At 45.5% G+C, this 15531-nt stretch carries 11 protein-coding genes and 1 rRNA gene; 3 read left to right on the top strand and 9 right to left on the bottom strand.

Annotated elements, in window-relative coordinates:
- Positions 1 to 200: 200 nt before the first annotated feature.
- The 3 genes from EGM68_RS00525 to gyrA all read right to left on the bottom strand — a co-directional run bounded on the left by EGM68_RS00525 (position 201) and on the right by gyrA (position 5934).
- Positions 201 to 1754, bottom strand: a 16S ribosomal RNA gene (locus EGM68_RS00525).
- 319 nt (positions 1755 to 2073) lie between these two features.
- A complete protein-coding gene (locus EGM68_RS00520; RefSeq protein ID WP_058830897.1) occupies positions 2074 to 3162 on the bottom strand; it encodes an HD-GYP domain-containing protein in 1089 nt (362 codons plus the stop codon).
- Positions 3163 to 3369: 207 nt separating this feature from the next.
- Positions 3370 to 5934, bottom strand: coding sequence for a DNA gyrase subunit A (gene gyrA / locus EGM68_RS00515; protein WP_025679406.1), 2565 nt, complete (start codon positions 5932 to 5934; stop codon positions 3370 to 3372).
- Between the two features lie 466 nt (positions 5935 to 6400).
- Between gyrA and EGM68_RS00510 the strand changes: the two genes are divergently transcribed.
- Positions 6401 to 7228: a YheC/YheD family protein gene (locus EGM68_RS00510; protein WP_129548493.1), complete on the top strand. Its 828-nt coding sequence runs from the start codon at positions 6401 to 6403 to the stop codon at positions 7226 to 7228.
- 142 nt (positions 7229 to 7370) lie between these two features.
- Here the strand turns inward: EGM68_RS00510 and gyrB are convergent, their stop codons facing one another.
- The 6 genes from gyrB to dnaA all read right to left on the bottom strand — a co-directional run bounded on the left by gyrB (position 7371) and on the right by dnaA (position 13682).
- Complete coding sequence (gene gyrB / locus EGM68_RS00505) at positions 7371 to 9281, bottom strand: DNA topoisomerase (ATP-hydrolyzing) subunit B (protein ID WP_013368648.1); 1911 nt, start codon at positions 9279 to 9281, stop codon at positions 7371 to 7373.
- A 31-nt stretch (positions 9282 to 9312) separates the two neighbouring features.
- Complete coding sequence (gene remB / locus EGM68_RS00500; RefSeq protein ID WP_007433255.1) at positions 9313 to 9564, bottom strand: extracellular matrix regulator RemB; 252 nt, start codon at positions 9562 to 9564, stop codon at positions 9313 to 9315.
- 16 nt (positions 9565 to 9580) lie between these two features.
- Positions 9581 to 10696 carry a DNA replication/repair protein RecF gene (gene recF, locus EGM68_RS00495; RefSeq protein ID WP_129548492.1) on the bottom strand — a complete coding sequence of 372 codons (1116 nt, stop codon included), beginning with the start codon at positions 10694 to 10696 and terminating at the stop codon, positions 9581 to 9583.
- A 54-nt stretch (positions 10697 to 10750) separates the two neighbouring features.
- Positions 10751 to 10969 carry a S4 domain-containing protein YaaA gene (gene yaaA, locus EGM68_RS00490; protein ID WP_016822440.1) on the bottom strand — a complete coding sequence of 73 codons (219 nt, stop codon included), beginning with the start codon at positions 10967 to 10969 and terminating at the stop codon, positions 10751 to 10753.
- A 37-nt stretch (positions 10970 to 11006) separates the two neighbouring features.
- Entirely contained in the window at positions 11007 to 12149 is a 1143-nt protein-coding gene (gene dnaN, locus EGM68_RS00485) for a DNA polymerase III subunit beta (protein WP_013368645.1), read from the bottom strand.
- Positions 12150 to 12335: 186 nt separating this feature from the next.
- Positions 12336 to 13682, bottom strand: coding sequence for a chromosomal replication initiator protein DnaA (gene dnaA / locus EGM68_RS00480; protein WP_013368644.1), 1347 nt, complete (start codon positions 13680 to 13682; stop codon positions 12336 to 12338).
- Between the two features lie 1089 nt (positions 13683 to 14771).
- Between dnaA and rpmH the strand changes: the two genes are divergently transcribed.
- Both rpmH and rnpA read left to right on the top strand, forming a co-directional pair.
- The gene (gene rpmH, locus EGM68_RS00475) at positions 14772 to 14906 is read left to right on the top strand and encodes a 50S ribosomal protein L34 (RefSeq protein ID WP_007433250.1); all 135 of its coding nucleotides are present in this window, start codon (positions 14772 to 14774) and stop codon (positions 14904 to 14906) included.
- Positions 14907 to 15166: 260 nt separating this feature from the next.
- Positions 15167 to 15517 carry a ribonuclease P protein component gene (gene rnpA / locus EGM68_RS00470; RefSeq protein ID WP_013373922.1) on the top strand — a complete coding sequence of 117 codons (351 nt, stop codon included), beginning with the start codon at positions 15167 to 15169 and terminating at the stop codon, positions 15515 to 15517.
- Positions 15518 to 15531: the final 14 nt, after the last annotated feature.

Below are 15531 nucleotides of genomic sequence, written 5' to 3'. Positions count from 1 at the left end.
CCTTATCTGCTACCTTTATTTCACTTGTTTACACAAGATCAGCTTAAAGGAATATTCTAAAACGCAATTTCGTTTCGGTATCCAGTTTTCAAGGTGCAATTCGAGAGTTTGAACTCTCAAAACTGAGCAACGAGTGAGTAGTTTTTGAAGCTTACGCTTCATATTTGAATGTTTCCATTGCAGGAAACGATTCTCCATAGAAAGGAGGTGATCCAGCCGCACCTTCCGATACGGCTACCTTGTTACGACTTCACCCCAATCATCTACCCCACCTTCGGCGGCTGGCTCCTTGCGGTTACCTCACCGACTTCGGGTGTTGTAAACTCTCGTGGTGTGACGGGCGGTGTGTACAAGACCCGGGAACGTATTCACCGCGGCATGCTGATCCGCGATTACTAGCAATTCCGACTTCATGTAGGCGAGTTGCAGCCTACAATCCGAACTGAGACCGGCTTTTCTAGGATTGGCTCCACCTCGCGGCTTCGCTTCCCGTTGTACCGGCCATTGTAGTACGTGTGTAGCCCAGGTCATAAGGGGCATGATGATTTGACGTCATCCCCACCTTCCTCCGGTTTGTCACCGGCAGTCTGCTTAGAGTGCCCAGCTTGACCTGCTGGCAACTAAGCATAAGGGTTGCGCTCGTTGCGGGACTTAACCCAACATCTCACGACACGAGCTGACGACAACCATGCACCACCTGTCTCCTCTGTCCCGAAGGAAAGGCCTATCTCTAGACCGGTCAGAGGGATGTCAAGACCTGGTAAGGTTCTTCGCGTTGCTTCGAATTAAACCACATACTCCACTGCTTGTGCGGGTCCCCGTCAATTCCTTTGAGTTTCAGTCTTGCGACCGTACTCCCCAGGCGGAATGCTTAATGTGTTAACTTCGGCACCAAGGGTATCGAAACCCCTAACACCTAGCATTCATCGTTTACGGCGTGGACTACCAGGGTATCTAATCCTGTTTGCTCCCCACGCTTTCGCGCCTCAGCGTCAGTTACAGCCCAGAGAGTCGCCTTCGCCACTGGTGTTCCTCCACATCTCTACGCATTTCACCGCTACACGTGGAATTCCACTCTCCTCTTCTGCACTCAAGCTCCCCAGTTTCCAGTGCGACCCGAAGTTGAGCCTCGGGATTAAACACCAGACTTAAAGAGCCGCCTGCGCGCGCTTTACGCCCAATAATTCCGGACAACGCTTGCCCCCTACGTATTACCGCGGCTGCTGGCACGTAGTTAGCCGGGGCTTTCTTCTCAGGTACCGTCACTCTTGTAGCAGTTACTCTACAAGACGTTCTTCCCTGGCAACAGAGCTTTACGATCCGAAAACCTTCATCACTCACGCGGCGTTGCTCCGTCAGGCTTTCGCCCATTGCGGAAGATTCCCTACTGCTGCCTCCCGTAGGAGTCTGGGCCGTGTCTCAGTCCCAGTGTGGCCGATCACCCTCTCAGGTCGGCTACGCATCGTCGCCTTGGTAGGCCATTACCCCACCAACTAGCTAATGCGCCGCAGGCCCATCCACAAGTGACAGATTGCTCCGTCTTTCCTCCTTCTCCCATGCAGAAAAAGGATGTATCGGGTATTAGCTACCGTTTCCGGTAGTTATCCCTGTCTTGTGGGCAGGTTGCCTACGTGTTACTCACCCGTCCGCCGCTAGATTATTTAGAAGCAAGCTTCTAAATAATCCCGCTCGACTTGCATGTATTAGGCACGCCGCCAGCGTTCGTCCTGAGCCAGGATCAAACTCTCCATTAAAGACCAACCGAAGTTGGTTATAGAAAGAGCGATTAGCTCATTTGAAACTGACGAGATAAAATATCTCAATGTTGATTTTGCGAACAAAATCAGTTCACTCACTCGTTGTTCAGTTTTCAAAGATCAAACATTCTTTGTCCGCTTCAGGATTTCTTCCATTCCCCTCAGCAACTTTTATAGTATATCATGTCATTCAGGTTTGTGTCAACACTTTTTTTAAGAGTGTTTTCTGCTTCTTTTATTTCAACACTTGAAGCGACAAGAAAGAATATATCATAAATCCACTATATTGTGCAACTGTTTTTTTAAAAAAACTCAGTTAAGTAACAATACACTCGATATAAAGCTCTCTTTGAAGCATCAGGTTAATGATCTCGCCATCTACTTGAATCAACGGACGAGTCGGGTGGTCTCGATCAGCAAATATAATTTCCCCTGTACGGTTATCATTGAGACGCACCTTGGTCCCATTATTAAATTGGGTTAGCTTTTGAATGAAGACTTGCACGACACTTGCGTCCAGCTTTCCAAATGATTCCGATTTGATTTGCTCTAGAACCAGATACGGTGATTGGGCAGGTCGGTATGTTTTCTCCAGAGTCATGGCATGGAATACATCAGCCACCCCTACGATTTTAGCGTATATGTGGATTTGCTCCCCTTTAAGACGCAATGGATATCCAGTACCGTCCACTTTCTCGTGATGCTGAAGAGCTGCCAAACGCACACCTTCGTTAATAGCCTTCACATTTTTAAGCAATTGGTATCCTAGTGATGTATGGCGGCGTACTTCTTCTTGCTCTTCCCGCGTTAGTTGGGAGGGCTTGTACAGAATGGACGGGTCCATCTTAGCATTCCCTATATCATGAAGCAATCCGGCAAAAGCCACCTGCATCCAATCCTTTTGAGGCAACCCAATCCATTGTGCAATGGAGTAAGAGGTAAGGGAGGTTAGCACGGCATTGTGAAAAATATAGTCCACTTCGATCATAGCAGGCGGAGTATAGGTCATTACATTATAGCGTTGGATATGCGCCAGCAAGGACTCTAGTTGTCCCCGCAACTCATATATAGATAAATTAGAGACGAGCACTGATTGAAACGCATTCTTAACAAGCATCACCATTTTGTCATACTCATCCTGGAATTGTTCAGATTCATCTCGCCCATCTAACGAAGCTCCCTGCGATTCAGCTGTCCCAGATCGAACAGTGGTAGGCTCGCTACCGGATTTTGCAATATCATCCGTCCCTACCTCTACTTGTTGAATCAGGAACGCCTCTAAAATCTCTAAGTCACGTGGTAGCAGAATTCGCCCTTTCGGTAGTAGCAAGCTGCCCATTTCAGTAAAAACGTCGCTTTGCAATTTAAGTCCTGCTTTTAATTCGGATACGGGTACAGTTGTCATGGTCAACCTCTCTGTTCTCACAACAGCTGCTCCAGCTGCCAGTTATGATGTCATTATATTACTTGGAAATGATCCTGTACATTCATTTTATGCCATTTAAAAACGTACTGGTCTGAATTGGTCAGCCTGAACAAGAAAAAAAGACTCTCTTGACCAAATAGCCAGAGAGTCTCTTCAATCTACATTTGTTGTTTCTATATTCAGGGCTTATTCGTTCTCAGAAGATTCTGAATCGTTACCTTCCGTATCTTCTGTATTCACTTCAAGAGTTGGTTCAGCAGATGATAGAGTTGGCTCCTCACCAGTTCCTCCATCCTCTAATAAATCCTCAAGCAGTTCATCTTGCTCCTCATTCTTGTTCGCACGACAAACCGTTGCAACCGAATCATCATCGCGAATATTAATCAGTCTTACCCCTTGCGTATTCCGACCCATCGTGGAGATTTCCCCCATGCTAGTCCGGATCAAGGTGCCACTAGCTGTAATAATCATCAAGTCCTCTTCGGCTTTTACAACCTTGAGGCCGACAACTGGACCATTTTTATCGGTAACGTTAATCGTCTTGATCCCCTTGCCCCCACGGCTCTGGATACGATAATCCACAGCAGGGGTACGTTTGCCATAACCCTTGGCTGTTACGATCAGAATATCCAGGTCGGTATTGACGATATCCATGCCGATTACAGCATCACTTTCATCAAGACTAATCCCTTTAACTCCTGTAGCACTACGTCCCATAGATCGTACATCACTTTCAGGGAAACGGATAGACATACCTTGTGCTGTGCCGATAATCATTTCCTGCTGTCCATCAGTCAGCTTCACTTCGATCAGGGCGTCATCTTCGCGCAAGTTAATGGCAATCAGGCCGCCTTTGCGGATATTCGCATAGTCATCAAGAGGTGTTTTCTTAATAATCCCATGTTGGGTCGCAAAGAATAGATAACTGTCCTCCACAAATTCCTCAATTGGAATTACCGCATTGATCGACTCACCCTGTTCAATCTGAATCAGGTTAATAATCGGTGTCCCCCGAGCTGTCCGGCTTAAGTCTGGAATCTCATAGGCCTTAATCCGGTATACCTTGCCCTTGTCCGTAAAGAATAACAAATGATGATGTGAATTCGTAATGAACAAATGCTCTACGAAGTCCTCATCCTTGGTATCCATACCTACTACACCACGACCACCACGTTTTTGACTGCGATACGTAGTAACAGGAAGGCGTTTGATATATCCTGTATGGGTTACAGTAATAATAACGTCTTCACGCGGAATGAGATCCTCATCAAGAATACTTTCTTCACCCACTGTAATCTCAGTGCGACGATCATCGGCGAAGCGTCCTTTCAGCTCATTCAGCTCTTCGCTAATGATGTTGAGTACCAGATGCTCATTCGCCAAAATTTCACGGTATTCCATTATCTTTTGAATTAGCTCGTTATATTCGTTCTCGATCTTCTCACGTTCCAAACCGGTTAAGCGTTGCAGACGCATATCGAGAATAGCCTGAGCCTGCTCAAGAGTCAGCGAGAAACGCTCAATCAGTCCTTCACGGGCTGCTTCTGCAGTTTGGGAAGAACGAATCAAGGAAATAACTTCGTCCAGATGGTCAAGAGCAATACGCAAGCCTTCCAGAATGTGTGCTCTAGCTTCGGCTTTTTTCAGATCGAATTCTGTCCGACGACGAATAACCTCAACCTGATGCTTGAGATAATAATACAAGACATCTTTCAGGTTCAAAATCTTCGGCTCATTGTTTACAATCGCAAGCATATTGATACCAAAATTGGACTGCATGGCTGTATGTTTAAACAAATTATTCAGAACGACGTTCGGGTTCACATCTCTACGCAACTCGATAACGATACGCATACCCGTACGGTCGGATTCATCTCGAAGATCCGTAATGCCTTCAATACGCTTGTCACGTACTAATTCAGCAATTTTCTCGACCAGGCGAGCCTTGTTCACTTGGTAAGGCAGTTCATGCACGATAATCCGTGCTTTATTGCCAATCTCTTCTATGGTGGTCTTCGCACGCATGGTCACAGATCCGCGGCCAGTCTGATACGCCTGGCGAATGCCTGAGCGACCTAAGATATAACCTGCTGTCGGGAAATCCGGCCCTTGAATGTAATCCATAAGTTCCATCGGCGTAATGTCAGGGTTTTCGATCAGCGCTTGTACACCATCGATAACCTCTCCCAAGTTATGCGGAGGAATATTGGTTGCCATACCAACTGCAATCCCGCCGACACCGTTAACCAGCAAGTTAGGATAACGTGCAGGCAATACGACAGGCTCGTTCTCTTCACCATCGTAGTTAGGCATAAAATCAACGGTCTCTTTGTTCAAATCACGGAGCATTTCCATGGCTATCTTGGACAGCCGTGCTTCAGTGTAACGCATTGCTGCTGCCATATCTCCATCCACGGAGCCAAAGTTACCGTGTCCATCCACCAACATATAACGCAAGGAAAAATCCTGCGCCATCCGCACCATCGTATCATACACAGCCGTATCACCATGAGGGTGGTACTTACCGATAACTTCACCGACGATTCTTGCCGATTTTTTATAAGGCTTATCTGGCGACATGCCTAGCTCGGACATCGCGTACAGAATACGACGGTGTACCGGCTTCAGTCCGTCCCGCACATCAGGCAAGGCACGGCTAACAATAATACTCATGGCATAATCCATAAAGGATTCGCGCATTTCCACTCCGATATCCCTATTGATGATTTGCGAGTTATTTTGATCCGCCATGCTGGTCCTCCTTCTCATCCTTCAATACAGCGCTCTCTATGTGAAAAGCCTAACAAGACACTGCCTATATACTCCGCTCCTTGCGCAGGATTTTGGCTGAAATCCTCATCTGTATAATTATATTACTTTCACAAAAAGAGCACAATTAAACGCATTTGTCCTCTTTACAGCGTAAAACCCTCGTCATTCCCCTTCTGCCTGTAGCAGATTGCTATTTTCTTGTACAACTTACAAGCCCTGATTATAACAAATTCCCCTGAACTGGGGATTAGCCCCCACCCTAAGGGCCTTTTCCACATACAATACGTATACGGTCAGGGTTCTACTTAGCAAAATTCCGAAAAACGCCGTATTTCTCTATTATATCATTGTTTTACGCGCTTGTCCTTTAGTTTCCCTTGTTTTGTTAAAGGGTGTGAATTCCAGGTACATGACTCATATTTCGAAAAGAAAGGGATGAGAATACTTGTCTATTCAGCGAGTATCCAGTAAGTGGGCCAAAACAAATGCCATTCTTCCCCATCCAACATTGGCCGCTTATATACCGGAAACACGTTTGTACACGTTTGAGCACCTGAATGAAATGTTGGCGGTGTATGGAACTGTCTATATTAAGCCGGATAATGGTACTTATGGTAAAGGGGTTATGCGCGCAGAAAGGCAGACAGAGCAGCTTCCGCCGACAGAAGAAGGAATCATCGAGGAGAGAACTTGGTATGTGCTTCGCTATGAAGTAGATATCCTCACCTTTGAAAGTCTGGATGAGTTGCATAGGGTGGTTTCTTCTCGTATAAAGAAACGTCCATATCTAATACAGCGCGGAATTCCTCTTCTTCAGCATGAAGCCCGTCCCTTCGATCTGAGGGTATTAACCCAGATGAACTTGAGGCGTCAATGGGAAACAACGCTTATTGTAGGACGTGTAGCTGCTCCTGACAAAGTCGTCACCAATCATCACAGCGGTGGGACAACGCGCTTTTTCAATGAATTGGTGGCTCCATACATGGATGTAAAGGAAGCCGTTCGACTGGAGCAAAAATTATCGAAAATGGGCGAGCGAGTAGCTTGGCAGCTACAAAAAAGATACCCTCGTTTAAGGGAAATCGGGTTAGATGTAGGATTGGACCAGCAAAACTATCCGTGGATTTTGGAGGTCAATACAAGACCAGCCATCAAAGTGTTCGCTTCTCTCCCAAACAAAAGCCTCTATCATAAAATATTCAGATATGCAGTAGGCTACGGCCGGTATACGGCATCCACAGGTAAACCTGTACGCTCTAAGAAAAAGGCCTAAAACATTGAAATTAAATATTCAAATCCATCCGGGCTGGTTAATGACAAGAAAAGGGACGCCCCATTTGGGCGCCCCTTGTGCACTCTTTCCTATACAATCCTAGTGAACAGATAACATAGCCATCAGGATGGAATAACACACATTAGAAATCTAGGTTTTTCACGTACTTCGCATGTTCTTGGATAAAGTCGCGGCGAGGTTCTACATTGTCACCCATTAAGGTATTGAACAGCGTATCAGCCAGCATCGCGTCACTGACAGTTACCTGCAGCATTGTACGGCTCTCTGGGTCCATCGTGGTTTCCCAAAGTTGGGTGGCATTCATCTCACCCAAACCTTTATATCGCTGTACATTGTACTTCGCATTTTCTCCAAATTCCTTAATGATCTCGTCACGTTCCGCCTCAGAGTTCGCATAACGAACAACTTTGTTACGCTCAACTTTGAATAGTGGTGGCTGAGCAATGTATATATAGCCCGCATCAATGATTTTGCGCATGTAGCGATAGAAGAACGTCAGCAACAATGTGCGAATATGAGCACCATCGACATCGGCATCTGTCATGATAATGACCTTGTGGTAACGGGCTTTGGTGATGTCAAAATCATCTCCGATCCCTGTACCCATTGCTGTTACCATCGAACGTATTTCATCACTGGACAAAATACGGTCCAAGCGTGCCTTTTCAACATTCAGGATTTTACCGCGAATTGGCAAAATCGCTTGAAAGTGACGATCACGCCCCTGCTTGGCCGATCCCCCTGCTGAGTCACCTTCGACGATGTACAATTCACTGATCGAAGCGTCCTTAGAGGAGCAATCCGCCAGCTTACCTGGGAGCGAACTAATTTCCAACGCACTTTTGCGACGTGTAAGTTCACGCGCTTTGCGCGCTGCTTCCCGGGCTCGAGCTGCTTGTAATGATTTATCAACCACACGGCGGGAGACGGACGGGTTCTCCTCCAGGAATTCCTGGAGTTTCTCTGCGAACAGAGACTCGACAATTCCTCGCACTTCACTGTTGCCGAGCTTTGTTTTAGTCTGACCCTCAAACTGTGGTTCTGGGATTTTGACGGAGATGATCGCTGTCAAACCTTCGCGTACATCGTCACCAGTCAAATTGGCGTTGTTATCCTTAATCAAGCCATTTTTGCGTGCATAATCGTTAATAATCCGGGTTAATGCACTCTTGAAACCTGATTCATGAGTTCCGCCCTCATGGGTGTTGATATTGTTGGCAAAAGAATAAATATTCTCGGTATAGCTGTCGTTATATTGCAATGCAACTTCGACCTGAATCATGTCACGAGAGCCTTCGACATAAATCGGCTGTTCATGCAGTGCTTCTCTTTTTTGATTCAGAAACTGCACATATTCACTGATTCCACCCTCATAGTGAAATGTATCGCTGGCGCCTGTCCGTTCATCGGTCAAGCTAATTGCAATGCCCTTGTTCAGGAAAGCCAGCTCACGAATCCGCGTCTGCAGCGTATCATAGTCATATACGGTCGTTTCGGTAAAGATTTGTTCGTCCGGATAGAAGGTCGTTTGGGTACCTGTCTCTTCTGTATCACCGATGACTCTGACATCATACTGTGGAGCACCACGATGGTATTCCTGCTCATATACATGTCCATCCCGTTTGACATGAACGATCATTTTGCTGGAGAGAGCGTTCACCACGGATACACCAACCCCGTGCAGACCACCAGACACCTTGTACCCTCCGCCTCCGAATTTACCACCTGCGTGAAGTACGGTCATTACGACTTCCAGCGCTGATTTTTTCATTTTGGCGTGTTCACTTACCGGAATACCGCGGCCGTTATCTGTAACGGTAATGCTATTATCTTTGTGAACGACAACTTGAATGCTGTTACAATAACCCGCCAGCGCTTCGTCAATACTGTTGTCCACAACTTCCCAGACCAGATGATGGAGCCCCTTGACGCTCGTGGAGCCAATATACATCCCGGGACGTTTCCGAACCGCTTCCAGGCCTTCGAGGACCTGAATCTCGCCCGCATCATAAGACGGTTGATTCATAGACATGCCTTTCACCTACTTCTATAGATTTCTATGGTTAAGCATTGGCAACAAACTGGTTTGCCCGCTTTTTGAGTGTTGTTGAGGAGATGGGGGAATAATACACCGTATTCTGAGTCACTACGATGGACTTGGCTTCCTCTTCGCCAATCATCTCGACATGCTTTTGCTGCTGAGCGTGGTTCACGTATTGTTTGGAGATTTTAGAGGATTTTTCAATCGAGATATCGAAAATAGCCACAAGCTCTGACGAGCGGATGATCTTTTCTCCACCCAGATGAATATACATACCGGTCACTCACTCCTTAGTGTTCCACATGCCCGTCGTGGACGTGATAAATATGGGCACCCTTAAGTCGTTCTGCGTTCAACGTCTCAATCCCGGTTGCCGTGATAAAGGTCTGTACCTTGCTTTGGAAAGTCTCGATCAGCTGAGTCTGACGATAGGGGTCCAGCTCGGACAATACATCATCCAGCAGCAGGATAGGATACTCCCCAATTTCCTCATGAATTAATTCTATTTCGGCCAGCTTCAAAGACAGGGCCGTCGTCCGCTGCTGCCCCTGAGAGCCATACGTATGCACTTCTCTGCCGTTAATGGCAAAGGCCAAATCATCACGATGGGGTCCCGCCAAAGTCATGCCACGGCGGATTTCCTGTTCCCTCATTTGGGATAACTTTATCATAAATCGCTCCAATAAGACAGCTTCATCTTCTTCCTCTGGCTCACCGAAAGAGGGAACATAGGCTAATTTTAACTCTTCTGTCCCACCTGCAATCCCTTCATGAATGGCTTGGGCCCACTTTTGTAGCTTTGTTATAAATTGTTTCCGCTTTTTTACAATTTTAACACCATGCTCAACAAGTTGCTCATTCCATACCTCCAGCATCAGCTGCACGGACGCCATATCTTTCCCCCAAGCTTGCTTGAGCAGGTTATTCCGCTGAACCAGCACTTTCTGATATTGCTGCAAATGATACAAATATCCTGGCGCAACTTGTCCAATTTCCATGTCAAGAAACCGGCGGCGAACCCCCGGTGTTCCTTTGACAATTTCCAGATCCTCGGGCGCAAACATGACCACGTTTAACGAACCGATAAAATCGCTCAGCTTTCGCTGCTCTAGCCCGTTGATCTTTGCTTTTTTGCCTTGTGTGGATAACGAGAGATCCAATCTGATTTTCCCGTATTTCTTATCCACATCAGCAGCTAGATGTGTGGAAGTAGCCCCGAAAGAAATTAATTCCTTGTCACGGGACGTTCGGTGACTTTTAGTTAAGGCTAATACAAAAATCGCCTCAACCAGATTCGTTTTGCCTTGCGCATTTTGTCCGATCAGCAAATTAACGGGCCCGAATTCATTCAGCTCCAGCTGTTTATAGTTCCGGTACTGCTGCAAAACAATGTTGTTCACAAACACATAGGGTCCCCCTTGTTATTCCGCACCTAAAAGGAGTCCTTGCCGTTCAGGCGATCATGCTCCTGCCGTAACCTCGAAACGTCCAATGTCCTCTACTTCTACGGTATCGCCTGGGTACAATTTTCTTCCGCGACGTTCTTCTGGCTCACCATTAACGCGGACTTGCCCCTCCTGCAGTAGGGCTTTAGCCATGCCTCCTGTGGACACACAATCGGCTAATTTCAAAAATTGGTCGAGCTTGATGTATTCGGTCTGTATAGATATTGGTTTCAAGGCCTGTTCATCCTTTCGCTTGTTCGGGTGGGTGACGCTAGTTGGTTGTGCGATATGGCAGGATGATATACAGCGCATTGCTGGAATCTGCCGGTTTTAAAATAATGGGGCTCATAATGCCGGTAAAAGCAATCGTCAGCTGCTCGCTGTCAATTACCTTCAGCACGTCGAGCATATATTTGGAGTTGAACGAGATTTTGAGTGGCTCTCCCTCAAATTTGGATACATTTACTTCCTCACGCACTTTACCAAGTTCAGATGAGCTGGAGGAAATCTCTAGATCACCGTTTTCCAACGATTGCATTTTTACAATATTCGTTTTTTCCTCACGGGACAGCAAATAAGCACGGTCAATAGACTCGCTCAAACTTTTTGTGTCCACAATCAGTTCTGTTTTGTAGGAAGTCGGAATAATTCTAGAAGTATCAGGATAGGTGCCGTCCAAGATGCGAGAGTAAAATAACACGCGATCCACCTTAAATAATACCTGATTGTCCGCTACGACGATATCCACAAGCATATTTTGATCCGGAATAATTCTGCTCAGCTCATTGAGCGTTTTGCCTGCAATGACAACATTGCTAAAACGCAAGCCTTCAGACGTCTCCAAATGAGCGCTGCGGGTGGCAAGGCGGTGGCGGTCCGTTGCGACAAATTTCAATTCGCCCTCAGCCAGATTCCACAATACACCAGTCAAAATAGGTGTCGTTTCATGGGTAGAGATGGAGAATACCGTCTGTTTAATCATATTTTTAAGCAAATCACCTGGCACAGAGATCACTTGATTTTCTTCAATGTTGGGAAGCACCGGAAATTCTTCAGGGTCCAAACCAACGATCTGAATTTCAGTAGCACCGGATGAGATAAAGGTTTGGAATTGGTCTTTTACCTCCATACGGATCTCCTGAGACGGCAACTTTTTGATAATTTCGACAAAGAATTTAGCGGGTAGCACTACACTGCCGGGTTGTTCGATCTGAACGACCGTTTGGTCACCATCCTCCATCGGAATAAAGGATTGAATAGAGATGTCTGTATCGCTGGCGGTCAGTGTGACTCCCTGGTGATTCACATCCAGCTTAATACCACTCAAAATTGGAATTGTCGTTCGACTGGATATCGCTTTGGATACATGTTGTATGGCCTCGTTCAAAACGTTTTTCAGAATGCTAATCTTCATAAGTTCCTCCTACGGGTTTTAATCCTTCAAGCACGCGTTGACGCGGGCCTTATATAGGTGATGTATATCTTTAAAATATATTAGTAATAGTAATAGGCGCACTGAATATGTGGATAACTATCTGTGACCCTAATAAAATCAAGCCTATCCACATGTGTATAAATTGTGTATAGGCTCTGAACTTGTTCAGGTTGGATTTTTGATTTTTTCTATTAGGTTGTTGATAACTTTAAATAGATCCTGATCCACTTGAATGGATTTGGAGATTTTTTCGTGCGCATGAATGACAGTCGTATGATCACGTCCGCCGAAAGCTTCACCGATTTTCGGCAAAGAATAGTCGGTTAGCTCACGGGAAAGATACATGGCAATCTGCCGTGGGAAAGCCACAGCCTTCGTCCGTTTACGCGCTTTGAAATCTTCCAGCCGTAGATTATAAAATTCCCCGACTTGATGCTGTATATCCTGAATCGTGATCATTTTTGGACGGCTGGATGGGATAATATCCTTTAACGCCTCAGCCGCGAGATGGCTTGATACATCCTGATTGGTTAAGGAAGAATAAGCGACAACGCGAATGAGCGCTCCTTCCAGCTCACGGATGTTTGTATCAATTTGATTCGCGATATACATCATGGCCTCATTAGGAATATCCAGGTTTTCCGCCCGCGCCTTTTTCCGAAGAATAGCAATTCTCGTCTCCAAATCCGGCGGTTGAATATCCGTAATCAGTCCCCACTCGAAGCGAGAGCGCAGCCGTTCTTCCAGCGTTGGAATTTCTTTAGGCGGCCGATCGCTTGAGATTATAATCTGCTTGCGTTCCTCATGAAGCGCATTGAAGGTATGGAAAAATTCCTCTTGCGTCGATTCCTTGCCCGCAATGAATTGAATATCATCAATGAGCAAAATATCAATGTTGCGATATTTATTCCGGAAACTTTCTCCACGGTTGTCACGGATGGCATTAATGAATTCATTCGTAAACTTCTCCGACGATAAATAAACGACCTTGCTGGTCGGATTGTGCTCCAAAATATAGTGTCCGATAGCATGCATCAGATGCGTTTTCCCCAGACCTACACCACCGTATAGAAACAGCGGATTGTAAGCTTTGGCCGGCGCCTCGGCGACGGCCAGCGATGCCGCATGGGCAAAACGGTTCCCCGATCCGATGACAAATGTATCGAATGTATATTTGGGATTCAGCATATGGGACACAGCTTCTTCTTGAACGACTGGCTGCTGCTGAGGTTGTTGCTGAAGGTCGACCTCGGCGGGCTTGTTCTCTTCAATAACGAACTTGACCTCTAAATGCTTGCCCAAAATCTCATAAACCGTTGCTCCGACTAACTTGGTATAGCGGCTTTCAAGCCATTCCACGGCAAAAGTTGTCGGTGCAGAAATCACAATGGAGTGGTCATTTAGTTTCGCTGCCTTGGTAGCCTTAAACCAAGTATCGTAACTCGGCTTACTCAGCTTGGTTTGTATAATGGATAGAATTTGCTGCCATAGTTCAGAGGTATGGCTGTCCACAGACGTCACTCCTTTTAAATCCTGACATTTTACCGAATTAAGCTGCAGAGAGCTGCTCTCGGCGCTTCGGCAAAACGCCTAAAATCACAAAAATATTGTTTGAAGGCCATAAAAAGACATACCGCCGCCTAAATCATGCGGCAGTGTAGTGAGAGAACGCAGCACAAAATGCCCTGAAAAATAGTAATGGAAAATTCCACTGCTGATCAGCAGAAGAAGGGCGATATTTCTCAGGAGGGAATGTGCGGCACGATCCGTTCTCTTGATCCCGCAGGCCAAAACGGGACAGCAATATGTCGAAATCAAATGAAAAATGTAGAATATATCCCCAGAATCCCGAATCCGCACAAAAATAAAAAGATGGATAAATTGAACTTGTTCACAACTTTATCCACAGGGTGTTGATAATATGGAGGGTAAAACAACATATTCACATTCAAAAGTAATATCATCATAGCAAAAGAAGCCTTGTATTTCAATGACTCGTGGTTATTTATCCACAAATTCAATCTGTTGTGTACAATTTTTATTCACAACACAAGATATTGTTTATAATTTGTTCAGTTTTCGACAATAACTCTTTTTCACTCTAAAATGTTATGCACAGGTTATGACCATTTAAATCACAATTCCATTCTTTTTGTGGATCTGTGTATAACACCTGTTGCCTTTTGGTTACAGCGGCTTGTTTTTGTGTTGAAAATTTCCGGTAACGTTTCCGACATTATTTTTGGTAAATCAGATGGTGGGGATCTGAAACGACGTGGGTTCAAATGCGGAAATAAATAAATGAAAAAAAAGCAGTTAAAAGAGCAGTATATGTGAGGGACGAAATTCACAGTAAAATGTTGATGAATCTTGATCATGGAGAAGAAGCGAAAAATCAGGAATAAAGGGGAAGAAAAGAGTAGAGTGAATGATGGGGAAAGACGGAGAGGGTTTTTGAATGTGAAAAAGAGGGAGAGAATTCAGAAGTACATTGACTTTGGCCGCTATTTGTGGTTAAATGTACAAAGGTGTTTTTTGTGGAGATTGCTATGTTAGGTATATTCCATATAAAACGTATTCCTTGTAAGGAGGTGCAGCACAATGAGACCGACTTTCAGACCGAATGTCAGCAAACGTAAAAAAGTTCACGGCTTCCGTAAAAGAATGAGCACGAAGAATGGCCGTAAAGTTTTGGCAGCTCGTCGCCAAAAAGGTAGAAAAGTATTGAGTGCGTAATGCGTGCATAAAGACCACTACGGTGGTCTTTTTTTTCATAATTGAAGTATTTATGGATCGGATTGCTTCTTCTAATTGTAGAAATGTAGTGTAAAAAGAGGGATAAGTCCTGCATCCTGCTCTATATTAGATGAAGTTTTTGAAAACGGATATAAAATAAGCGAGATTACCATGTTGGAATATTGTCCATACTTCTTACTATATAAGAGGTAAGGGTTGCTTACCGATATGTGTAAAAGAGATGAGCAAGGAGAAGCGCCGTGCAAAAAAAATTGCGTCTACGAAACCGGGCGGACTTTGGGCGCGTATACCGCCATGGCAAATCTTTTGCCAACCATCAGTTTGTGGTGTACTGGTTCCGCCGCAGAGAGGTAGAGCAGTTCCGCGTCGGAATTTCGGCTAGCAAGAAGATCGGCAATGCAGTTGTCCGCAACCGGATGCGCAGGATCGTTAAGGAAATCGTGCGCCATCATGAGCAGGAATTGGTGGAGCAGATTGACCTGATTTTTATCGTTCGTAAGGGTGCGGTTACAAAGTCGTATCAAGAGCTGGAGAAAAGCGTGCTGCACGTTTTGCGCAAAGCCTCGCTGCTCAAGTCTACGCGCCGATAATCAGTATCTTTGTC

Source organism: Paenibacillus sp. M-152, assembly GCF_003856555.1.
In the GTDB taxonomy this organism is placed as follows: domain Bacteria; phylum Bacillota; class Bacilli; order Paenibacillales; family Paenibacillaceae; genus Paenibacillus; species Paenibacillus polymyxa_C.
The sequence above is the reverse complement of the archived record's forward strand: the minus strand, read 5'-3'. Positions and strand labels throughout refer to the sequence as shown.